This window comes from Arthrobacter senegalensis (genome assembly GCF_059091765.1).
Genome location: NZ_JBNHGZ010000001.1, coordinates 642,469 through 663,929, shown reverse-complemented (window position 1 = coordinate 663,929; position 21,461 = coordinate 642,469). Strand labels below are relative to the sequence as shown.

Below are 21,461 nucleotides of genomic sequence, written 5' to 3'. Positions count from 1 at the left end.
CACGATACGCCCGCATTCGTGCCGCCGACAGTGGCGGAAACCGTGATGCCGACAGCGGCAGGGACCGTGACGGGGGCGGGCGGGGTGGCCGTGGCCGGGCCGGCCGCCGGGGGGTGCCGCCGCCCGTGTGTTCAACGCAACGAGTGCCGGGGCAGCGGGCCGGAAACGCCTGCCGCGCCGGCTCGGGTTGCCCGCCGGGCGGACAACCGGGGGATATCCATTGTCAGGACCATGGGGTATGAAGGGAACAGGGACCACAACCGATCATCAGGAGTTTGCACATGGAAGTTTGGCCGGGAGACGCCTACCCGCTGGGGGCCACGTATGACGGCAACGGCACCAATTTCGCCGTGTTCAGCGAGGCAGCGGAGGCCGTTTTCCTGTGCCTGTTCGACGACGAAGGGGCCGAGACCCGGATCGAGCTCAAGGACGTCGACGGCTACGTCTGGCACTGCTACCTTCCGCAAGTCCAGCCGGGACAGAAATACGGCTTCCGGGTGGACGGGCCGTACGACCCGGGCCAGGGGCAGCGCTGCAATGTGAACAAGCTGCTGCTGGACCCCTACGCGAAGGCCGTCAGCGGCCAGATCGACTGGGCCCAGCCACTGTTCGGCTACAACTTCGGGGACGAGGACTCCCGCAACGACGAGGACTCTGCCGGGCACATGATGCTCGGCGTCGTCGTGAACCCGTTCTTTGACTGGGACGGCGACCGCAAGCCGCGCACCCCCTACCACCGCTCGGTGATCTACGAGGCCCACGTAAAGGGCCTGACCCAGCTGCACCCGGAAATCCCGGAAGAACAGCGCGGTACCTACGCCGGCATCGCGCATCCGGCGGTCATCGGGCACCTGCAGAAGCTGGGCGTCACCGCCATCGAGCTGATGCCGGTCCACCAGTTCGTCAACGACAGCACGCTCCAGGAGAAGGGGCTGTCCAACTACTGGGGCTACAACACCATCGGCTTCTTCGCGCCGCAGAACACGTATTGTTCCTCCGGCGACACCGGGCAGCAGGTGCAGGAGTTCAAGGCAATGGTCCGGGAACTGCATCTGGCCGGCATCGAGGTGATCCTCGACGTCGTGTACAACCACACGGCCGAGGGCAACCACCTGGGCCCGACGCTGTCCTTCCGCGGACTCGACAACGCGGCCTACTACCGGTTGGTCGAGGACCAGCAGCAGTACTACATGGACTACACCGGCACGGGAAATTCGCTGAACGTGCGCCACCCCCATTCGCTGCAGCTGCTGATGGACTCGCTGCGCTATTGGGCATCGGAAATGCACGTGGACGGCTTCCGCTTTGACCTGGCCTCCACCCTGGCCCGCGAGTTCTACGACGTGGACCGGCTGTCGACCTTCTTCGAAATGGTGCAGCAGGATCCGATCGTGTCCCAAACCAAACTCATCGCCGAACCGTGGGACATCGGCCCGGGCGGCTACCAGGTGGGCAACTTCCCGCCGCTGTGGACCGAGTGGAACGGCCTGTACCGGGACACGGTCCGCGACTTCTGGCGGGGCGAGCCCTCAACGCTGGGCGAATTCGCCTCCCGCATCACCGGCTCTTCGGACCTGTACGAGGCCACGGGGCGGCGCCCGGTTGCCTCCATCAATTTCGTCACCGCCCACGACGGATTCACGCTGCGGGACCTGGTGTCCTACAACGAGAAACACAATGAGGCCAACGGCGAAGACAATAACGACGGCGAATCGCACAACCGCTCGTGGAACTGCGGGGTCGAGGGGCCCTCCGACGACCCGGCGGTCCTCACCCTGCGCGCCCGCCAGCAGCGGAACTTCCTGGCCACCCTGCTGCTGAGCCAGGGCGTGCCGATGATCGCGCACGGGGATGAGCTGGGACGCACGCAGCAGGGCAACAACAACGTGTACTGCCATGACTCGGAATTGTCCTGGGTGGACTGGAACAACGTGGACCAGCCGCTGCTCGAGTTCGTGGCCACCGTCAACCGGTTAAGGGCCGAACACCCGACCTTCCGGCGGCGGACGTTCTTCGACGGAAAGCCGGTCCGCCGGGGCCAGGGCGAACCGTTGAGCGACGTCGTCTGGCTGACCACGGAGGGAACACCGATGGAGCCCGAGGACTGGGACGAGGCCCTCGGCCGCTGCATTGGCGTCTTCCTCAACGGCCAGGGCATCCGCGGGCGCGACGACCGCGGGCAGCGGATCACGGACGAGCACTTCCTGGTGTACTTCAACGCCGCCGACGACGACGTGCCGTTCGTGCTGCCGCCGCGGGAGTACTCGGCGGCCTGGGACATCATCATCGACACGGCCGGCGGCGACCAACTGCCCGGCCCGCTGACGGCCGGAACGAAGGTGCCGGTGGCCGCCAAGTCCACGGTGGTCCTCAAGGCCCACACGGCGCCGGAAGAAGAGCCCGACCACTCGGTCGCCGCCTCCGTTGCCGCGATGGCCGAGGCGGAGCGCACGGCCGGGGCCGAGCCGGCCGGGGAACCCGGGCAGCGGGGCGCCGGGAGCGAGACCGGGCAGGCGAAGGGATGAGGGCCCCGGCGTCGACCTACCGGCTGCAGATCAGGGAATCGTTCACGCTTTATGACGCCGCCGAACTGCTGCCCTACCTGCACCGGCTCGGCGTCGACTGGGTATACCTGTCGCCCCTGCTGACCGCGGAGCCGGGGTCCGACCACGGCTACGACGTTGTCGACTTCAACGCGGTGGATCCGGCCCGGGGCGGAATCGACGGGCTGCGGGCGCTCTCCGCCGCCGCCCGGAAGTACGGAATGGGCGTCCTGGTGGACATCGTGCCGAACCACATGGGGGTGGCCACGCCGGCCAACAACCGCTGGTGGTGGTCGCTGCTGTCGGAGGGCCGCGGCTCCCGCTATGCGGAAGCGTTCGACATCGACTGGGATGCCGGCGGCGGCAAGCTCCGGCTGCCCGTGCTGGGCGACGGCGACGCGGAACTCGAGGCGTTGGAGCTGGCCGACGGCGAGCTGCGCTACTACGACCACCGCTTCCCCCTCGCCGAGGGGACCGGCGACGACGGCGCTACCGCCCGCGACGTCCATGAGCGCCAGCACTACCAGCTGGTGAACTGGCGGCGGGCCGATGCCGAACTCAATTACCGCCGGTTCTTCGGCGTCAACTCCCTGGCCGGGGTCCGGGTGGAGGTGCCGTGGGTCTTCGACGAATCCCACGCCGAGATCAAGCGCTGGTTCGACGAGGGCCTGGTCGACGGGCTGCGCGTGGACCACCCCGACGGGCTGGCCGACCCCAAGGGCTATCTCCAGCGGCTGCACGAGCTGACCGGCGGCGCCTACGTCCTGGTCGAGAAAATCCTGGAGCCGGGGGAGGAGCTGCCGGCAGACTGGGCCTGCGCGGGCACCACCGGGTACGACGCGCTGGCGGACGTGGACCGGCTGCTGGTCGATCCCGACGGGCGGGAACGCCTCACCGACGCCGTCCCCGTCCAGCCCTACCAGCACATGATCCACGACACCAAGCGGGGCATCGCCGACGGTATCCTGCGCTCCGAGGTGCTGCGCCTGGCCCGGCTGGTTCCCGCCGGCACCGGCCTGGACTTCGAGACGGCGGCCGATGCGATCGCCGAACTGCTCAGCTGCTTCCCGGTGTACCGGAGCTACCTCCCGGTCGGCGCGCAGTACCTCGAGGAAGCCGGAATCGCCGCCCGGGTCCGCCGTCCCGACCTGGCCGACGCCGTCACCACCCTGCTGCCGCTGCTGAATCCGCAGGGAGTGCTCACCGAACTCGCGGTGCGGTTCCAGCAGACCTCCGGCATGGTGATGGCCAAGGGAGTGGAAGACACCGCGTTCTACCGCTACACCCGCCTGACCTCCCTCAACGAGGTGGGGGCGGACCCGTCGATCTTCGCGGTGGAGCCGTTCGAGCTCCACACCCGGTTGATCCGCCGGCAGCAGGAACAGCCGCTCGCCATGACCGCGCTGTCCACCCACGACACGAAGCGCAGCGAGGACACCCGGGCCCGCATCTCGGTGCTCGCGGAACTGGCGGACCAGTGGCCGGATTGGCTGGCCGAGCTGGACCGGCTGGCACCCTTCGGGGACCTGCCGTTCGCGGACCTGCTCTGGCAGGCGGCGCTGGGGGCATGGCCGTTCAGCCGGGCACGGGCCCACGCCTACGCGGAGAAGGCCGCCCGGGAAGCAGGCAACAGCACCTCGTGGATCGACCCGGACCATGACTTCGAAAAACAACTCCACGCCGCCGTGGACGCGGCCTTCGACAACCCGGAGGTGAACCGGCTGCTGGTCAACCTGGCGGAAAGGATCAAGCCCTTCGGCTGGAGCAACTCCCTCTCGGCCAAGCTCATCCAGCTGACCATGCCCGGAGTGCCCGACGTCTACCAGGGCACCGAGTTCTGGGACCATTCGCTGGTGGACCCGGACAACCGCCGGCCGGTGGATTTCACCGCCCGCCGCCGGGCGCTGGACAACCTGGACCGGGACGGGACGCCGTCGGTGGACGACGGCGCGGCAGCCAAGCTGCTGGTGGTCGCCCGGGCACTTCGGCTGCGCCGCGACCGGCCCGAGCTGTTCACCGGCTACGAGGTCGTCCCGGTCCGGGGCGCGGCGGCCGGCCACGCCTTCGGCTTCGACCGCGGCGGCGCCATCACGCTGGCCACCAGGCTCCCGGTGCGGCTGCAGCGCGACGGCGGGTGGCGGGACACCGCCGTCGTCCTGCCCGCCGGACGATACCGTGATGTGCTGAGCGGGCGGAGCCATGCCGGCAACGGTATCCTGCCGTTGGCCGGCGTGCTGACGGAATTGCCGGTGGCGCTGCTGGTGCGCGAACAGGAGGAGACGTCATGAGCCGGGACTTCGCGGTGTGGGCCCCGCGTGCCGGAAGGGTGGAACTGCAGGCCGGCGCCGCACGGCTGCCGATGCAGGGCCCGGACGACGCCGGCTGGTGGCGCCTGGCAGACCCCGCCGCCGCGCCGGAGGGGGAGAGCGACTACGGCTATCTGCTGGACGGCGGGGACGCGGTGCTGCCGGATCCACGCTCGCGCCGCCAGCCGGAGGGGGTGCACGGGATGTCCCGGACCTTCGACGCCGGGGCCCACCGCTGGCAGGACCAGGACTGGGTTTCGCCGGGGCTGGGCGGGGTGATCTACGAACTGCACATCGGCACGTTCACCTCCGAGGGGACGCTGGATTCCGCCGCGGCCAAGCTCGACTACCTGGCCGGGCTCGGGGTGGATCATGTGGAACTGCTGCCGGTCAACGCGTTCAACGGCACCCACAACTGGGGCTACGACGGCGTGCTCTGGTATGCGGTGCAGGAGAGCTACGGCGGGCCGGCCGCCTACCAGCGGTTCGTGGACGCCGCGCACGCCAAGGGAATCGGCGTCATCCAGGACGTGGTCTACAACCACCTGGGCCCCAGCGGAAACTACCTGCCGCGGTTCGGGCCGTACCTGAGCAGCGGCAGCGCCAACACCTGGGGCGAGTCCGTGAACCTGGACGGACCCGGATCGGACGAGGTCCGCCGCTTCATCATCGACAACGTGCTGATGTGGTTCCGCGACTACCACGTGGACGGCCTGCGGCTGGATGCGGTGCACGCGCTGCGGGACGAGCGCGCCGTGCACATCCTCGAGGAGATCGCGGCGGCGACGGACGAGTGTGCCGCCGAGCTGGATAAGCCGTTGTTCCTGATCGCCGAGTCGGACCTCAACAATCCGCGGCTGATTGAGTCCCGGCAGGTGAACGGTTATGGCCTGGCCGGCCAGTGGAGCGATGACTTCCACCACGCCGTGCACGTGAACCTCACCGGCGAAACCAGCGGCTACTACGCCGACTTTGCCGGACTGGGGGCGCTGGAAAAGGTGCTGCGGGACGGCTTCTTCCACGACGGCGGCTATTCCTCGTTTCGGGAACGGCACCACGGCCGGCCGATCGACAAGGACCGGGTGACCGCCCGGCAACTGGTGGTCTGCACCCAGAACCACGACCAGATCGGCAACCGTGCCGCCGGAGACCGGCTCACCGGCACCCTCGGCTACGGGCAGCTGGCGCTGGCCGCCGTGCTGAACCTGATGTCTCCGTTTACGCCGATGGTGTTCATGGGCGAGGAGTTTGCGGCGTCCACCCCGTGGCAATTCTTCACCTCCCATCCCGAACCGGAGCTCGGCGAGGCGACCTCCGCCGGCAGGCTCAAGGAGTTCGAGCGGATGGGCTGGGATCCGGAGGTAGTGCCCGATCCGCAGGACCCGGCGACGTTCCACAACTCCAAACTGGACTGGACCGAGCCCGCCACGGGCGACCATGCCCGGCTCCTCGAGCTCTACACCCGGCTGATCGCCCTCCGGAAGCAGCATCCGGAGCTGACGGAACCGGACTTCGCGTCCGCGTCGGTGGAGTCCCAGGCGGAGGAGGGCTGGCTGATCCTGCGGCGCGGCTCCTTCGCGATCTGCTGCAACTTCTCCACCGAGTCGCGGCGGCTCCCCGCCCGGCCGGGCACGCTGGTCCTGGCCACCGACGACGGCGCCACGCTCGCCGCCGGGGGCAACGGCGGTCCCGCCGCCGGCGGGACCGGGTCCGCGGAGGCCGCAGCAACCGGCCCGCTGATGCTGCCCGCACACTCGGCCGCCATTGTCCGCAGCGTGCCCACCCGCTGAACCGAGGGGATTGCATGATCCGCGCCTGGTCCCCGGAGGACATCCGCGCCGCCGAACGGCCGCTGCTGGACGCCGGGCAGGGCCCGCTGCTGATGGCCCGCGCCGCGGCCGGGCTTGCGGCCGCCGTCATCCGGGAACTGAAGCGCGTCCGGGGCCGGGTCTATGGCGCCCGGGTGGTGGTGCTGGCCGGCAGCGGCAACAACGGCGGCGACGCCCTCTTCGCCGCTGCCTCGGTGGCCCGCCGCGGCGTCAGGGCGACGGCGGTGCTCACCTCGGAGCGGGTGCATGCGGCGGCGCTGGCCGCGTTCGAGAGGGCAGGAGGATCCGTGCTGCGGCTGGCGGCGGAAGGAGCCGGCGAGGGCCCGGCCCGCCAGGCCCCGAAGGCTGGTGAGGCTCCGCAGCTTCGGGAGGCCGCACGGGTCATCGGCGAGGCGGCCGCGACCTGTTGTGCCGCCGACGTGTTGGTCGACGGGATGTTGGGCACCGGCGCGTCCGGGGCACTGCGGGGACCGGCCCGGGAGCTGGTCCGAGCGGTCCTCGAACCGCAGCCGGGCCCCCGCCGCCCGCGGATCGTGGCGTGCGACCTGCCCAGCGGCGTCGACGCCGAAACCGGCGAGGTGAACCACCCCGTGCTGCCGGCGGACCTCACGGTCACCTTCGGTGGAGCCAAGACCGGCCTGATGCTGGATCCCGCGGCGGCGCTCGCCGGCCGGGTGGAAACGGTGGACATCGGCATCGCGAACCTCCTTCCGGCGCCGCGGCTGCGGCGGCTCCAGGTACAGGATCTGGCCCGCTTGTGGCCCGTGCCCCGCCGAACCGACCACAAGTACACCCGCGGGGTGCTCGGTGTCGCCGCCGGCTCTGCGTCCTATCCCGGGGCTGCCCTGCTCGCGACCCAGGCGGCCGCCGCCACCGGCGTGGGCATGATCCGCTACCTCGGCCCCGCCGAGGTGTGCCGCCAGATCAACGTGCTGACCCCCGAAGCCGTCTGCTCGCAGGAGTCCGTCGCCGCCTCCCGCGTCCAGGCGTGGCTGGTGGGGCCGGGAACCGACGGCGACGCGGAGCAGCGCCGGCGCACCAGGGACGCCCTGGCGTCCGGGCTGCCGGTGATTGCCGACGCCGGTGCCTTCGACGCGTTGCCCGCGGAGCCGGGACCCCGGGTGGTCCTGACGCCGCACGCCGGCGAACTGGTGCGCATCCTCTCAGCCCAAGGGGTGGAGACCGACCGGGAGCACATCGAGGCGGCTCCCGCGGAGTTCGCCGCGCTGGCCGCCGGGCTCACCGGGGCCACCGTCCTGCTCAAGGGCGCCGTAACGGTGATCGCCGCCCCGGACGGCGCCCTGTTCAGCCAGGACGACGGGCCGGTATGGCTGGCCACGGCCGGTTCGGGCGACACCCTGGCCGGGATCCTCGGTGCGCTCGCGGCGACCGTCCGGACCGAAGACCTGGAGGCGGCCGGTTTCGCCGCGGCCGAGCACGGGGCGGTGGTGGCTGCCATGGCCGCCTGCCTGCACGGGCTCGCCGCGACGGAGGCATCCACGGAGGCATCCATGCGGGACGGCGCAGGGCGGGAGGCCTGGGCACGGCCGCAGCCTCGGGGGACGGAGGGACGCCCCGCAGGGCGGAGCGCAACGCCGTCGTCGTCACCGGGTGCGCCCCTGGCCGCCTCCGCTATCAGCGCCGCCCTCCCCGCGGTTGTGGGCAGGATCATTGCCGGTAGGGACCGGTAGCCGCACGATGGCATGATGAGGGGATGGCGTATGAGGCTGCAGAGAACCGGTACCAGAACATTCCCTACCGCCGGGTGGGCCGCAGCGGGCTGAAGCTGCCCGCCGTCTCGCTGGGCCTCTGGCACAACTTCGGCGACGACAAGCCGTTCGAAGTGCAGGGCGCGATCCTGCGCCGGGCCTTCGACCTCGGTGTGACGCACTTCGATGTGGCCAACAACTACGGCCCGCCGGAGGGCAGCGCCGAAACCAATTTCGGCCGGCACATGCGCCAGGATTTCCTGCCCTACCGGGACGAACTGGTGATCTCCACCAAGGCCGGCTACCTGATGTGGCCCGGCCCGTACGGCGAGTGGGGTTCGCGCAAATACCTGCTCTCCAGCCTGGACGCCTCGCTGAAGCGGATGGGCCTGGACTACGTGGACATCTTCTACAGCCACCGGCCCGACCCGAACACGCCGCTGGAGGAGACGATGGGCGCGCTGGACCAGGCCGTCCGGTCCGGCAAGGCCATGTACGCGGGCATCTCGTCCTACACTCCCGAGCAGACCCGGGAGGCCGCACGGATCATGCGCGCGCTGGGGACCCCGCTGCTGATCCACCAGCCCTCATACTCGATGCTCAACCGCTGGGTGGAAGGCGGCAGCCCGAACCTGCTGGAAGTCCTGGAAGACGAAGGCATGGGTTGCATCGCGTTCTCGCCGCTGGCCCAAGGCATGCTCACCGACCGCTACCTGAACGGCATCCCCGGTGACTCCCGTGCCGCGCAGGACAAGTCGCTGTTCCCGCAGATGCTCTCCGACGAGAATCTGGACCGCGTCCGCGGACTGAACCAGTTGGCGGCGGACCGAGGCCAGTCGCTGGCGCAGCTGGCCATCGCCTGGGTGCTCCGCCGGCAAGCCAAGGGCGCCCCGGTCACCTCGGCCTTGATCGGGGCCTCGAGCGTGCAGCAACTGGAGGACAGTCTCGCCGCCGTGGCCAAACTGGACTTCACGGCCGAGGAAGCAGACGCGATCAACCGGTTCGCGGTGGACTCCGACATCAACATCTGGAAGCCGCAGGGCTAGGGGCGCCAAGGCCTCCAAATGCGGTATCCGATCCGACTGGCCAAGGATTTCATTGAGCAGGGGAAAAACCGCGTGACGGGGTACCCGGCGATACCTGTTTCCACTACGCTGTAGGGGTGCCGACCGCACCGCAGGGGCACGGCGCGGGGCACCGGAGGCAGGATCCTCCCGAGGGATGGCAACCTCAAGTAACCACTGTTGGGCCGGGGGCAGTCCCGTCTTTTTTCCGGCACCAGTGAGCGGCAGCGGCGATAGGAAGCCGGGGGGCCCGCCAGGCCGCTCATCGATGACAGGCGGACGCGCCTTCCGCGTTCCCGGCCTCCCGGAAAAGCACGGAAGCACTCTCAGCAATGAAAACTTCAGCAAGACTGCGCGTGTGGTTGATGATGACCGGCGTAATCCTGGGACTTCTCGCGTCAATCGGCGTAGCGGCACCGGCCGGTGCCAGCAGCGTGGCGGTACCTGCTTCGCATTCCGACCACGATTACGGCGACCACCACGACGACGACGCCACCCTGAAGCTGCGCATTTATGATGACGGCGATTACCGGGTAAGGGGCGAGGACTACGAAGCGAGGCGCGTCCACGTGTGGATCATCAACGTTTCGAAGCATAAGGTCGTGGATCATTTCTACGTCCGGACCCATGACGGCGACTTCACCGTCCGTGGCGACGACCTGAAGTGCGGCAAGACGTACAAGGCTGTCAGCTACAGCCGCGACGACGGATGGGTGTCGAGCGACCGCGTCAAGTTCCGGTGCGACGACGACGACTACGGCCACGGCCACCACTAGGAGATCACCCTTAAGGTAGGTATCCCGCCAGGGGTGCCCCAACGGTGGGGAGGGACGGGGATCTCCCGGACCTCTTCACCGTCCTGAGCCACAGCATCACTTAAAACGGCAGTGAGGAGCCGCAGGCCCGAAAACGGCGCCGGCGGCTCCTCACCGATGTGGTCCGGTTGTGACCCGGTTCTAGGCGAACCAGGTATCCGGCGGACCCAGGTAGAGCAGCAAGCCGAAGACGGCGGCAACGGCTGCTATGACGACGGCGATGGCCGCCAGCGGGCGGGCGAGCACGGCCGCCTGCAGCTTTTCGAGGAAACCGTGCGGGGCGTCACCGCCTGCGCCGAGCCGCCAAACGTCGCCGAGCAGGCCGTGGCGGTCCATCGACTTCTCGACGGGAATCGTCGCATACGGAATGGCGGCAGAGACCACGGCCAGGGTGCCGCGGCCTGCCGACCACCTTTGGTTCACCCAGGTGAAGCAGGTGCTGACGACGTAGCAGAGGAAGACAAAGCCGTGCAGGCCGCCCGCGATACTGACCGCCAGGCGTGCTTCCGGCACCAGCGCCCGCAGGAGCAGGGCCAGTAACAGCAACGTCCACGTCACCGCCTCGGCGAAGGCGACGGTACGGAACAGGGTACGCGGAGACATGCACGTCCTAGGAGACTAGTTGGCTTCGGCAATCGTGCCGTGGGTGTCCTCGGGGGTAGGGCACCCCCACTAATTTAGCCGAGGACCCGGCCACACCCGTAATGTTTCTGCACACAAGGCAACTTTGCATGGTGTGCAACTTAGCCCTACACTGGCCCGATGAGCGCACAAACTCCGGTTCCCCTTGAAGGGCTCCGTGAACGAAACAAGGCGGCTACGCGCGGCGCCATCACCGCGGCTGCCTTGCGGCTGACCAGGGAACAGGGGCCGGGCGGCTTTACGGTGGACCAGGTGGCAGCAGAGGCGGGCGTTTCGCGCCGGACCTTCTTCAACTACTTCCCCTCCGTCGAGGCGGCGGTCACGCGGCCGGTGGAAGAATTTTTGGCCGAGTCCTTCAAGCGGCTCGATGAGCGCCCGGACGACGAACCGATCATGGACGCGGTCCTGGCCACTTTCGGCGGGGAGATCAGCCAGGGCCGGCTTGCGCTGCTGTGCGAGATCTACCAGATGGGTATCGACGACGCCCAGTTGGAGCGCGTGCAACTGCAAGCCTGGAGCCAGGCCAGGCAGTCGCTCGAAGACGGACTGCGCCCCCGGCTGCCGGAGAACGCCGGCGAGCTCATGGTCACGGCGCTTGCCGGTTCGCTGATCGCCTGCGCTCAGGCTGCCATGCGCATGGCCGCCACCCAAACCCCCGCCGGCGGGGCACCCGAACCGTCGGCCTTCCGCCAGCAGTTGCTCGAGAGCCTCACCATGCTGCGCAGCGGCTTCAACCCCCACTCCAAGGACTGACCCCATGGCCTCACTGCTCTACAGACTCGGTAAGCTCGCCGCGCGGAAACGCTGGTGGTTCGTCTCCGCGTGGCTGGTGGTCATGGTCGCCGTCGGCGGATCCGTCGCTGCCTTCATGGGCACCCTCTCCAACAGCTTCACCATTCCCGGCACTCCCGCCCAGGCGGTTGCGGACGACCTGCGGGAGAAAATGCCGGCCGCCTCGGGCGGCCTCGGCACCATCGTGTTCACGACGGCGGATGGTCGGGCGTTCACCGCGGGACACCAGGACGCCATTGCGGCCATCGCCGCGGACCTCACGAAGCTGGACGCGGTCAAGAACGCCACGAACCCGGTGGAATTGCAGGCCGCCCTGGACAATGCCCCACGCACGATCGCCGCCGGCGAAGAGAAGCTCGACGCCGCCGCACAGCGGCTTGAGGACGCCCAGGCCGAGCTGGACGCGGGCAAGGCGCAGTTGGAGCCGGGCCTGCAGCAGCTGAAGGCGGCCGAGGCGCAGATCGGGCAGCTGGAGGCAGCCGGCCAGGCGGCGATGGCCGAGCAGGCACGTGCCCGGCTGGAGCCGCAGCGGGCGCAGCTGGAAACGGCACGGGCCCGGTTGGCGGAAGCCGAACGCCAGCTGGCAGACGGCCGGGCGGAGTACGAGTCAGGCGTCGCCGATCTGGAGGCGGGGAAGCTGCGGCAGCAGTCCTCCGAGGGGCTGCGGTTCGTATCCGGGGACGGCTCGGCCGCGTTCATCCAGGTCCAGTTCGAGCAGGGCATGATGGAGGTTTCCAAGGAGGACCGCGAACAGGTCCAGGAGGTCACCGAGGCCGGCCTGGTGCCGGGATTGCGGGCGGAGTACAGCAAGGACATCGTCGAGGACATCTCCAGCCTGTTCGGAGCCGCCGAGATCATCGGCATCGCGGTCGCCGCCGCCGTCCTGGTGCTCATGCTCGGCACGCTCATCGCGGCCGGACTGCCGCTGCTGATGGCGATCGTCGGCGTCGGGGTCGGCGTGGGCGGCACCATGGCGCTCAGCGGTGTCATCGAGATGAGCTCGGTTTCGCCGGTGCTGGCGCTGATGCTGGGCCTGGCCGTGGGCATCGACTACTCCCTGTTCATCGTCAACCGCCACCGCACCCAGCTGCTCTCCGGCGTGCCGCTGATCGAATCGATCGGCCGGGCCACCGGCACCTCCGGCAACGCAGTGCTCTTTGCCGGGCTCACCGTGATCATCGCCCTCGCCGCGCTGGCGGTGCCGGGCATTCCGTTCCTGACGGTGCTGGGACTGGCCGGAGCCGCCACGGTGGCGGTCGCCGTCGTCGTCGCCTTGACCTTGACCCCGGCGATGCTGGCCATCATGGGCAGGCGCATTCTCTCCCGACGCGCATGGGCCAAGGCCGGCCTGCCCGGCCCGGCCGCCGCCGACGCAGAGACCACGACGAGGGTGGCGGACTTCCACAACGACCCCAAGCGCAGCTGGGGCAAAACGGTGACGAAGCACCCGTGGCTCGCGCTGGCCGCGGGCGTGGCGGTGCTGGGCCTGATGGCGGTGCCGGCCGCCGAGCTGCGGCTGGGCCTGCCGGACGGCAGCTCCGAGCCTGCGGACTCTACGGCCTACCAGTCCTACCGCCAACTGGGCGAGAGCTTCGGCGAGGGAATCAACGGCCCGCTCATCGTGGTGGCCGACCTCCCTGCGGGCCTGGAAGGGACCGGGACCGACGAGGCGCTGCTGCGGCTATCGCAGGAGCTGCGGTCAATGGACCACGTCGCCGCAGCCGTTCCGACCGGCACCAGCGGGGACGGGCGCACCGCCGTGCTCCAGGTCATTCCGGCAGAGGGCCCGGCGGCCGAAAGCACCGAGGAGCTGGTCCATAACCTCCGGGCGCAGGCCGGCGCACTCGAGCAGGAGACCGGCGTCGCGATCTCCGTGACCGGGCAGCCGGCGATGCAGATCGACGTCTCCGACAAGCTGGCGGACGCCATGCCGGTCTATCTGGCCATCGTGATCGGGCTCTCGCTGATCCTGCTGCTGCTGGTCTTCCGCTCCGTCCTGGTGCCGCTGCTGGCCACCGCGGGTTTCCTGCTGTCACTCGGGGCCAGCTTCGGCGCCGTGGTGGCGATCTACCAGTGGGGCTGGCTGGGCGGCATCTTCGACGTCCACGACCCCGGGCCGATCCTGAGCTTCCTGCCGATGATCATGATCGGCGTGCTGTTCGGCCTGGCGATGGACTACCAGATGTTCCTGGTCTCCGGCATGCGGGAATCCTATGCGCACGGCGAGGACGCCAGGGCCGCCGTGGTCAGCGGCTTCAACCACGGCGCCAAGGTAGTCACGGCCGCGGCAATCATTATGGTCTCGGTGTTCGCCGGCTTCATCTTTTCCCACCTGACCATGGTCCGGCCGATCGGCTTCGCCCTGGCCCTGGGCGTGCTGCTGGACGCGTTCGTGGTGCGGATGACGCTGATCCCGGCGGCGATGCACCTGTTCGGCAAGGCGGCCTGGTGGATGCCGGCGTGGCTGGACAAGGTGCTCCCTGACGTGGATGTGGAAGGCGCCAAGCTCGCGCAGCACGCCCGGCGGCCCGAGCAGGCCGAGGCGCAGCCCGCCGGGGCGCGCTAACGTCCCGGACGGGCCCGGGGGTGCCCGCCGGGCGGCTGCGCCTCAGCGGCTGTGCCGGCCTCCGGCGAGCCGGAACGATTCGTCGAGCAATTCTTCGAGATGGCCGGGTTCGACTTTGTCCAGGCGCATCAGCACCAGCAGCCGGGAACGCTCGTGGTGCGGGGTCCAAAAGAAGACGTCCGGAGCCGTCGCGGCCAGGGCGTCGCGCTCGTCGGACTTGACGGTCAGCACGCCCGGCTCCCACATCCGCGCCATCAGCGACTTGGCGAACCAGGCGGGCTGGCCCCAGCTGGGCCGCTCGGTGACGCCGGGCAGGGCCAGACAGAGGCGGCGCACATCGTCCTCGGTGGGCATGTCCTCACCCTGCCACGTGCGGCGCCGGCGGACCAGCCTCCCCGCCCGGCCGGCCTTACCGGCTGGCCGGCCGGGGCCGCGATCAGGCCCGGTCAGTTCCAGCGGTATCCGTGGGCCTGTTCGTAGGCCGCGAGCAGGCGGTGGGCCACATGGCCGGAGGTAATCAGCGGATGGATCATGAAGGCCCGCAGGGCCGCCGCGCGGTCTCCCTGCCCGCCGCGGATGACCTCCTGCTCCACGGCCTTGAGCTGCGTCATCAGTCCGGCCTGGTGCAGGGTCAGCGGCTTTACCGGCAGGGGACGGGCGCCGTCCGCATCCACCACCGACGGAACCTCCACGACGGCGTCGTCCGGCAGTTGCGGGATGGTGCCGGCGTTGCGCACGTTGAGGATCAGCTCCGTGCGCTCGCCGGACAGCAGGGCGCGCATCACGTCCAGGGCCACCTGCTCGTAGCCGCCGGCGGCCAGGTCCTGTTCGTCGCGCGAGACGCCGATCTCGCGGGCCTCGGAGAGATAGCCCTCCTCGCGGCGGCGCAGGGCGTCCTCCCAGTCCGCGTAGGGGGTTCCGGAAGCCTGCAGCCTGGCGTACAACTCCTGCTGCAAGTCGTGGATGGACTCGCCGCGGGTCTGGGCGGCGCCGGCCAGGGCCAGGGTGGCCTCCCGGCGGAAGTAGTAATAGAACAGGTAGGCATTCGGAATGGCGCCGAGCACCTGCAGTTCGCGCGTGCCGAAGATCCGGCCCTCTTCGAACGACTGGAGCCGCCCCGGCTCGCCGAGCAAACCGGGAAGCCGGTCCCGGCCCTCGTGCTCCAGCCCGCGCAGCCACCCCAGGTGGTTGAGGCCCGCATAATCCACGCCCGCCAACGAGCCGCGGCGCAGCGTGACCCCGGCGGCCCTCGCCGCGCGGCGCACCAGCCCGATGGGCGTGTCGCAGATCCCGACCACCCGATGGCCGAGCAGCGGCAGCACGGCTTCGGTGACCAGCCCGGCGGGATTGGTGAAGTTAATCAGCCACGCGCCCGGGCACAATTCATTCATCCGCCTGGCGATGTGCAGGGCGGCGGGGACGGCGCGCAGGCCGGCGGCTATCCCGGCGGCGCCGGTGGTCTCCTGGCCCAGCAGGTTCAGCCGGGTTGCCACCCGTTCGTCCAGCGTCCTGCCCAGGGTGCCGCCGGGACGGATGGCCGAGAAAACGACGTCGGCGCCGGCCAGGGCGCTATCCAGGTCGCGGGCGGACTCGATCTTCGGCGGCCGGCCGGCCCCGGGCAAGGGAGCATCCTCCAGCACCCGGACGATCGCCCGCTGCCGGCTGGCGTCTACGTCGTGGAGCACCAGCCGGTCCACCAGGCCGGCCGCGGATCCGTTGGCCAGTGCGCGATAGACCAGCGGCACCCGGAACCCGCCGCCGCCCAGTATGGCAAGTGTTGCCACTGCTCCCCCCGAACCATTGACATTGGATAACGATCGGGCCGCCCGCGGCCCGGGACCCGGCCCTTGCTTGTATTGTGCCAGCAAGGGCCAACCACAGGCCCTGGCGGCTGAACCTGCGCCCGCGCCGAAGATCGTCGGCCGGTGCCTTCGCTGCGGTACGTTGACGCGGTGCCTTCCGCCCCGCGGCGCAGGCCTTCAGCCGGAAGCATGCTTCGGATGGGAGAATGGATCCGTGAGCTCTACAACGTCACCGCTGCCCTATGACCGCCAAGCCGTCATTGACCTGGCCGCCATCCGCGCCAACGTGCGGCACCTGCGCGAGGTCGCGGCTCCCGCCCGGGTGATGGCGGTGGTCAAGGCGGACGCCTACGGCCACGGCGCCGTCCCGGTGGCCCGGGCCGCACTGGAAGCCGGTGCGTCCTGGCTGGGCGTTGCGCACTTCACCGAGGGGCTGGCCCTGCGCGCGGCGGGCATCGACGCGCCCATCCTGGCCTGGCTGCACACCCCGGACACGGACTTCGCCGCGGGCATCGAGGCCGGCATCGACGTCGGCGTGTCCGGTTGGGAACTGGAGCCGGTGGTCAAGGCGGCCCGGCGGCTCGAACGGCCGGCACGCGTGCACCTGAAGATCGATACCGGGCTGGGGCGCAACGGCTGCCCGCCGGCGCTCTGGGAGGACCTGGTCAACCGGGCCGTGGAGTACCAGGAACAGGGGCTGCTGCGGGTGGTCGGCGTCTTCTCCCACCTGGCGGTCGCCGACGAACCGCACCGGCCGGAGACGGACGAGCAGGTGGACCGCTTCCGCGAGGCCGTAGCGGTGGCCGAGAACGCGGGGCTGGACCTGGAGGTCCGCCACCTGGCAAACACGCCCGGCACGCTCAGCCGCCCGGACGCGCACTTCGACATGGTCCGCGTGGGGCTCGGCATTTACGGGCTCTCGCCCTTCGAGGGGCAGACCCCCGAGGAACTCGGGCTGGTGCCGGCCATGACGTTGCGAGCACGGGTGGCCAACTGCAAACGGGTGCCCAGCGGCCAGGGCGTCTCCTACGGGCTCAGCTACCTGACCTCCGGGCCGAGCACGTTGGTGCTGGTGCCGCTGGGCTATGCGGACGGCATCCCGCGCAGCGCCGCCAACGTCCAGGTGTCCATCCGCGGCCGCCGCTATGACGTGGTGGGCCGGGTGGCCATGGACCAGTTCGTGGTGGATCTGAGGACCAACGACGCCGAAGACCTCGTGGGTGAGGAAGTGATCGTTTTCGGGCCGGGCCGGGACGTCCCGGACGCCCAGGACTGGGCGGCGGGCGCCGGCACCATTAACTACGAGATCGTCACCCGCGTCAGCCAGCGGGTCCCGCGCTACTACACCGGAACCGCCGACGAACGGGAGGGCGGCGAGGCCGGCACTGAAGCGGCCGCGGCACCCGGAGTCACGGCGTCCGCGGCCGAGCAGGCAGCGGCGGCGGCCCAGGTCCGGGCAGCGCTGGCGGCGATCGACGACCGGAACACCGACAGCGCCGGGGATCCCGGCGCCGTGCTGGCATGAAGGCCGTGCTTACGTGAAGGATGACACCGACCGGACAGGGGGAGCACCTGCCATGACGCAGCAGCAACCGGCCGCGCCGGTGTGGGAGCGCGAGTTCCACGTGGGCTCGGCCGAGGAAACGCAGGCGCTCGCCGCCCGGCTCGGCAGGATTTTGCGGGCAGGCGACCTGGTGGTGCTCAGCGGCGGGCTGGGGGCGGGCAAGACCACCTTCACCCAGGGGCTGGGAGAAGGACTCGGCGTCCGTCCCGGCATCATTTCCCCCACCTTCGTGCTGGTCCGCAGCCACCCCAGCATGAACGGCGGGCCGGATTTGGTCCACGTGGATGCCTACCGGCTGCAGTCGGACGGGGAGATCGACGACATCGACCTGGAAAACACCATGGACCAGGCCGTGACCGTGGTCGAGTGGGGCCGCGGCCGGGTGGAGCACCTCTCCGAGAGCTGGCTGGACATTTCGCTGGTCCGGGCCACCGGGGCAGACCTGGCGAACCGGCCAGCCGAGGGAGCGCAGGACGGGCCGCGGGGTGCGGCACCGGGCGCCGCCGGGCCGGGCGACACCGCCGTGCCGGCCGCCGGGGGTGGCGCCGCGGGAGCGCAGCGGAGCACCGGCGTCGTGCTCGACTTTGACGAGCCCGACGACGGCGAGCCGCGGATGATCCGCATGGCCGCCTACGGGCCGCGCTGGGCCGCGTACATCTTTGCCTGACCCGCAGCGGATTCTCCCGTCGCGCCGGTTGCGGAGGCGCCGCCGGGCCTGCGGGCACCGCCGTTTCATCCGCGCGGGTGAATTTAGCCGGACGGGGACCTCGGGGAGCCAGCGGTCTTCACGGCCCCCTGGCGCAGGTCCATAATCGATGGCGTCATCAGACCACGAGGAGGCCCGCCATGGAGACCAAGCTGAACCCGTACCTGGGATTCCGCGACCAGGCCAGGGAAGCCATGACGTTCTACCAGTCGGTGTTCGGCGGGGAATTGACGCTGAACACCTTCGGCGATTTTCAGGCCAGCGACGACCCGGCGGAGACCGACAAGATCATGCACTCGCAACTGTCCACCGAGCGCGGGCTGGTGCTCATGGCAGCGGACACCCCCGCCAGCATGGAATACACCCCCGGGTCCAGCCACTCGCTCTCGCTCAGCGGCGACAACGAGGCCGAACTGCGCGGCTACTGGGAAAAGCTGATCGACGGCGCCGACGTCACGGAGCCGTTGCAAAAAGCGCCCTGGGGCGACACCTTCGGCATGTGCACGGACAGGTTCGGCATTCAGTGGCTGGTCAACATCGCCGGTACGCCGCAGGAAGCCGGCACACCGCAGGCGTGAGCGCCGCCCGACATGGCCCGCCTGCGCGGCCGCCGCGGGTGCCCTAACCCTGTTCCGGCCGGGATGCGGCGCCTCCTGATCGGCGCCCGAAAGCCACCCCGCGTGCCTCAAGTAAAATTGACGCGTGCTCATTCTCTCCATTGATACCTCCGCCATCGCCAGCGCCGCGTTGCTGGCCGGACAAGGAGAGATCCTGGCCGCGTTCGCCACCGAGGACACGCGCACCCACGCCGAGGTGCTGGCCCTCGGGATCAGCAAGATCATGACGACGGCGGACGTCACCGGCGCCGAACTCGACGCGTTGGTGGTGGGTGTGGGCCCGGGACCGTTCACCGGCCTGCGCTCCGGCATCGCCACCGCGCGGGCGCTGGCCTTCGCCTGGGGCAAGCCGCTGCACGGGGCGATGAGCCTGGACGCCATCGCCGTGGACGCCGCTCCGGACGCGTGGCGCGCCGGCGTGGACGAGTTCGTGGTGGCCACCGACGCGCGGCGCAAGGAAGTGTACTGGGCGCGCTACCGCAGCACCGGCGGCACGCACGAACTGCTCGACGGCCCGCATGTCGGGCCGCCCTCGGACGTTCCGCGCCTGCCCGCCTACGGCATGGGCGCCGGGCTGTATTCGGAGCAGCTGCTGGCCGTCACGGAGTACAGCGGCACCCAGCCGACCGCCGAAGCGCTGGGCCGCACCGCCGTCGCCCGACTGGACAAGGGGCTTGCCCTGCCGGACACCACCCCGCTGTACCTGCGCGAGTCCGATGCCAAGGTTCCCGGTCCGCGGAAGCGCGCCCTGTGACCGCCCGCACGCCACGGCCGGCGGGCGGCATCCGGCCGATGACCGAGGCCGACGTGCCGGCCGTGGACGCGCTGGAACGGAAGCTGTTCCCGGACGACGCGTGGCCGACGGAAATGTTTTACGAGGAACTGGCACAGGACACCCGCAGCTACTTCGTGGCCGAGGACGCGCTCGGCGCGGTGATCGGCTACGCGGGGCTGATGTGCGTGCGGCCGATCGCCGATGTGCAGACCATTGCGGTGGTCCCCGAGCGCGAGGGGCAAGGCATCGGCACCACGTTGCTGACCCTGCTGATCGACCTGGCACGCAGCCAGCGGGCCGACGACGTCTTGCTGGAAGTGCGCGCGGACAACCCCCGGGCGCAGCGGCTCTACCGCTGGTTCGGCTTCGAGCAGATCCATGTGCGCCCGCGCTACTACCGGGGCGGCGTTGATGCCCTGATCATGCGGCTGCGCCTCAAGGACTGGGCAGGTGCTCCCGGCGCCGAGGCCCGCACCGGCACCGAGGCCCGCACCGGCACCGAGGCCCGCACCGGCACCGACGGCGGCACCGGGACCGGCCGGACAACCCACGAACCCGAGACGACGGAGGACACACGATGAATTGCACCGAACCGCTGGTGGTGGGCATCGAGTCCTCCTGCGACGAAACGGGCGTGGGCATCGTCCGCGGGGATACGCTCCTGGCCAACACGGTGTCCTCCTCGATGGAGGAACATGTGCGCTTCGGCGGGGTGATCCCGGAAATCGCCTCGCGCGCCCACCTCGACGCCTTCATCCCCACGCTGGAACAGGCGCTGGACACGGCCGGGGTCACCCTCGGCGAAGTGGACGCGCTCGCGGTGACCTCCGGCCCCGGGCTGGCCGGCGCCCTGATGGTCGGGGTGTGCGCGGCCAAGGCCCTGGCGCTGGCCACCGGGAAGCCGCTGTACGCCATCAACCACCTGGTCGCCCATGTGGGCGTCGGCGTGCTGGACGGGGGAGCGCTGCCGGAGAACCTGGGCGCGCTGCTGGTCTCCGGCGGACACACGGAGATCCTGCGCGTGCGCTCGCTGACCGACGACGTCGAACTGCTCGGCTCCACCATCGACGACGCGGCGGGCGAAGCCTACGACAAGGTGGCCCGCATCCTGGGCCTGGGCTATCCCGGCGGCCCGGCGATCGACAAACTGGCGCGGGAGGGCGACCCGAGGCGCATCCGGTTCCCCCGCGGACTGAGCCAGCCCAAATACATGGGCTCGGCCGAGGCCCCCGGCCCGCACCGCTATGACTGGTCCTTCTCCGGCCTGAAGACGGCCGTGGCCCGCTGCGTGGAGCAGTTCGAGGCCGCCGGGGACCCCCTGCCGGTGGCCGACATCGCCGCGTCCTTCCAGGAAGCCGTGGCGGACGTCATCACCGCGAAGGCGATGCTGGCCTGCACCGAAAACGGCATCACCAACCTGCTGCTCGGCGGCGGCGTTGCGGCGAACTCGCGGCTGCGGGCGCTGACCGAGGAACGCTGCGCGGAGCACGGCATCTCCCTGCGGGTGCCGCCCGTGTCCCTGTGCACGGACAACGGGGCGATGGTCGCAGCGCTCGGCGCCCAGGTGGTCATGGCCGGCGGCCGGCCCTCCGGCCTCGAATTCGCTCCGGATTCGTCCATGCCGGTCACCAGCGTGCACCTCTAGGGCGATCCGGCCCGCGCCCGCCGCGCAGCACGCACACCGTCTATCCCAATCCTCGGCGGGGTCCTAGGCTGAAACCACGGCGGGGC

17 protein-coding genes are annotated in these 21,461 nt (G+C 70.1%); 14 read left to right on the top strand and 3 right to left on the bottom strand.

Going from position 1 to position 21,461, the window contains the following annotated elements; all coding sequences use genetic code 11:
* Window positions 1-281: 281 nt before the first annotated feature.
* From glgX to AC5RVG_RS02970, 6 genes are all read left to right on the top strand, one after another.
* Window positions 282-2,525, top strand: coding sequence for a glycogen debranching protein GlgX (gene glgX, locus AC5RVG_RS02995; RefSeq protein ID WP_494012671.1), 2,244 nt, complete (start codon window positions 282-284; stop codon window positions 2,523-2,525).
* Entirely contained in the window at window positions 2,522-4,831 is a 2,310-nt protein-coding gene (treY, locus tag AC5RVG_RS02990; protein WP_494012670.1) for a malto-oligosyltrehalose synthase, read from the top strand. Before glgX ends, treY begins: the two co-directional genes overlap by 4 nt.
* On the top strand, window positions 4,828-6,639 hold the full coding sequence (gene treZ, locus AC5RVG_RS02985) for a malto-oligosyltrehalose trehalohydrolase (protein WP_494012669.1): 1,812 nt from the start codon (window positions 4,828-4,830) through the stop codon (window positions 6,637-6,639). The genes treY and treZ overlap by 4 nt, the downstream gene beginning before the upstream one ends.
* Before the next feature lie 14 nt (window positions 6,640-6,653).
* Window positions 6,654-8,369, top strand: coding sequence for an NAD(P)H-hydrate epimerase (locus AC5RVG_RS02980; RefSeq protein ID WP_494012668.1), 1,716 nt, complete (start codon window positions 6,654-6,656; stop codon window positions 8,367-8,369).
* A 23-nt stretch (window positions 8,370-8,392) separates the two neighbouring features.
* Window positions 8,393-9,433 (top strand): L-glyceraldehyde 3-phosphate reductase, encoded by a 1,041-nt coding sequence (gene mgrA / locus AC5RVG_RS02975; protein WP_494012667.1) that lies wholly within the window; start codon window positions 8,393-8,395, stop codon window positions 9,431-9,433.
* Window positions 9,434-9,783: 350 nt separating this feature from the next.
* On the top strand, window positions 9,784-10,227 hold the full coding sequence (locus AC5RVG_RS02970; protein ID WP_494012666.1) for a hypothetical protein: 444 nt from the start codon (window positions 9,784-9,786) through the stop codon (window positions 10,225-10,227).
* Window positions 10,228-10,407: 180 nt separating this feature from the next.
* On the opposite strand, the gene AC5RVG_RS02965 is transcribed toward AC5RVG_RS02970, so the two are convergent.
* Window positions 10,408-10,869, bottom strand: a complete 462-nt coding sequence (locus AC5RVG_RS02965) for a DUF3817 domain-containing protein (protein WP_494012665.1) — start codon at window positions 10,867-10,869, stop codon at window positions 10,408-10,410.
* A 159-nt stretch (window positions 10,870-11,028) separates the two neighbouring features.
* Between AC5RVG_RS02965 and AC5RVG_RS02960 the strand changes: the two genes are divergently transcribed.
* Window positions 11,029-11,661: a TetR family transcriptional regulator gene (locus AC5RVG_RS02960; RefSeq protein WP_494012664.1), complete on the top strand. Its 633-nt coding sequence runs from the start codon at window positions 11,029-11,031 to the stop codon at window positions 11,659-11,661.
* 4 nt (window positions 11,662-11,665) lie between these two features.
* Complete coding sequence (locus AC5RVG_RS02955; protein ID WP_494012663.1) at window positions 11,666-14,266, top strand: MMPL family transporter; 2,601 nt, start codon at window positions 11,666-11,668, stop codon at window positions 14,264-14,266.
* 42 nt (window positions 14,267-14,308) lie between these two features.
* Here AC5RVG_RS02955 and AC5RVG_RS02950 read toward each other — a convergent pair whose 3' ends face one another.
* A complete protein-coding gene (locus AC5RVG_RS02950; RefSeq protein ID WP_494012662.1) occupies window positions 14,309-14,620 on the bottom strand; it encodes an MmcQ/YjbR family DNA-binding protein in 312 nt (103 codons plus the stop codon).
* A 92-nt stretch (window positions 14,621-14,712) separates the two neighbouring features.
* The gene (locus AC5RVG_RS02945; RefSeq protein ID WP_494000410.1) at window positions 14,713-16,050 is read right to left on the bottom strand and encodes a family 4 glycosyl hydrolase; all 1,338 of its coding nucleotides are present in this window, start codon (window positions 16,048-16,050) and stop codon (window positions 14,713-14,715) included.
* A gap of 232 nt (window positions 16,051-16,282) precedes the next feature.
* On the opposite strand from AC5RVG_RS02945, the gene alr reads away from it, so the two are divergent.
* The 6 genes from alr (at window position 16,283) to tsaD (ending at window position 21,375) form a co-directional block, all read left to right on the top strand.
* A complete protein-coding gene (alr, locus tag AC5RVG_RS02940) occupies window positions 16,283-17,593 on the top strand; it encodes an alanine racemase (protein WP_494012661.1) in 1,311 nt (436 codons plus the stop codon).
* A 52-nt stretch (window positions 17,594-17,645) separates the two neighbouring features.
* Window positions 17,646-18,299, top strand: coding sequence for a tRNA (adenosine(37)-N6)-threonylcarbamoyltransferase complex ATPase subunit type 1 TsaE (gene tsaE, locus AC5RVG_RS02935; RefSeq protein WP_494012660.1), 654 nt, complete (start codon window positions 17,646-17,648; stop codon window positions 18,297-18,299).
* Window positions 18,300-18,478: 179 nt separating this feature from the next.
* Complete coding sequence (locus AC5RVG_RS02930; RefSeq protein WP_494012659.1) at window positions 18,479-18,916, top strand: VOC family protein; 438 nt, start codon at window positions 18,479-18,481, stop codon at window positions 18,914-18,916.
* Window positions 18,917-19,040: 124 nt separating this feature from the next.
* Window positions 19,041-19,709 (top strand): tRNA (adenosine(37)-N6)-threonylcarbamoyltransferase complex dimerization subunit type 1 TsaB, encoded by a 669-nt coding sequence (gene tsaB, locus AC5RVG_RS02925; protein WP_494012658.1) that lies wholly within the window; start codon window positions 19,041-19,043, stop codon window positions 19,707-19,709.
* A gap of 38 nt (window positions 19,710-19,747) precedes the next feature.
* Complete coding sequence (rimI, locus tag AC5RVG_RS02920; protein ID WP_494012657.1) at window positions 19,748-20,311, top strand: ribosomal protein S18-alanine N-acetyltransferase; 564 nt, start codon at window positions 19,748-19,750, stop codon at window positions 20,309-20,311.
* The gene (tsaD, locus tag AC5RVG_RS02915; RefSeq protein ID WP_494012656.1) at window positions 20,308-21,375 is read left to right on the top strand and encodes a tRNA (adenosine(37)-N6)-threonylcarbamoyltransferase complex transferase subunit TsaD; all 1,068 of its coding nucleotides are present in this window, start codon (window positions 20,308-20,310) and stop codon (window positions 21,373-21,375) included. Before rimI ends, tsaD begins: the two co-directional genes overlap by 4 nt.
* The last annotated feature ends 86 nt before the right edge of the window (window positions 21,376-21,461 follow it).

Bases quoted from the DNA above. Each gene is read 5' to 3' on its own strand.
- AC5RVG_RS02930 (WP_494012659.1), top strand. From the start codon at position 18,479: ATGGAGACCAAGCTGAACCCGTACCTGGGATTCCGCGACCAGGCCAGG.
- AC5RVG_RS02970 (WP_494012666.1), top strand. From the start codon at position 9,784: ATGAAAACTTCAGCAAGACTGCGCGTGTGGTTGATGATGACCGGCGTA.
- mgrA (WP_494012667.1), top strand. From the start codon at position 8,393: ATGGCGTATGAGGCTGCAGAGAACCGGTACCAGAACATTCCCTACCGC.
- AC5RVG_RS02955 (WP_494012663.1), top strand. From the start codon at position 11,666: ATGGCCTCACTGCTCTACAGACTCGGTAAGCTCGCCGCGCGGAAACGC.
- AC5RVG_RS02950 (WP_494012662.1), bottom strand. From the start codon at position 14,620: ATGCCCACCGAGGACGATGTGCGCCGCCTCTGTCTGGCCCTGCCCGGC.
- AC5RVG_RS02965 (WP_494012665.1), bottom strand. From the start codon at position 10,869: ATGTCTCCGCGTACCCTGTTCCGTACCGTCGCCTTCGCCGAGGCGGTG.
- treY (WP_494012670.1), top strand. From the start codon at position 2,522: ATGAGGGCCCCGGCGTCGACCTACCGGCTGCAGATCAGGGAATCGTTC.
- tsaE (WP_494012660.1), top strand. From the start codon at position 17,646: ATGACGCAGCAGCAACCGGCCGCGCCGGTGTGGGAGCGCGAGTTCCAC.
- AC5RVG_RS02980 (WP_494012668.1), top strand. From the start codon at position 6,654: ATGATCCGCGCCTGGTCCCCGGAGGACATCCGCGCCGCCGAACGGCCG.
- tsaD (WP_494012656.1), top strand. From the start codon at position 20,308: ATGAATTGCACCGAACCGCTGGTGGTGGGCATCGAGTCCTCCTGCGAC.
- treZ (WP_494012669.1), top strand. From the start codon at position 4,828: ATGAGCCGGGACTTCGCGGTGTGGGCCCCGCGTGCCGGAAGGGTGGAA.
- glgX (WP_494012671.1), top strand. From the start codon at position 282: ATGGAAGTTTGGCCGGGAGACGCCTACCCGCTGGGGGCCACGTATGAC.
- rimI (WP_494012657.1), top strand. From the start codon at position 19,748: ATGACCGAGGCCGACGTGCCGGCCGTGGACGCGCTGGAACGGAAGCTG.
- AC5RVG_RS02960 (WP_494012664.1), top strand. From the start codon at position 11,029: ATGAGCGCACAAACTCCGGTTCCCCTTGAAGGGCTCCGTGAACGAAAC.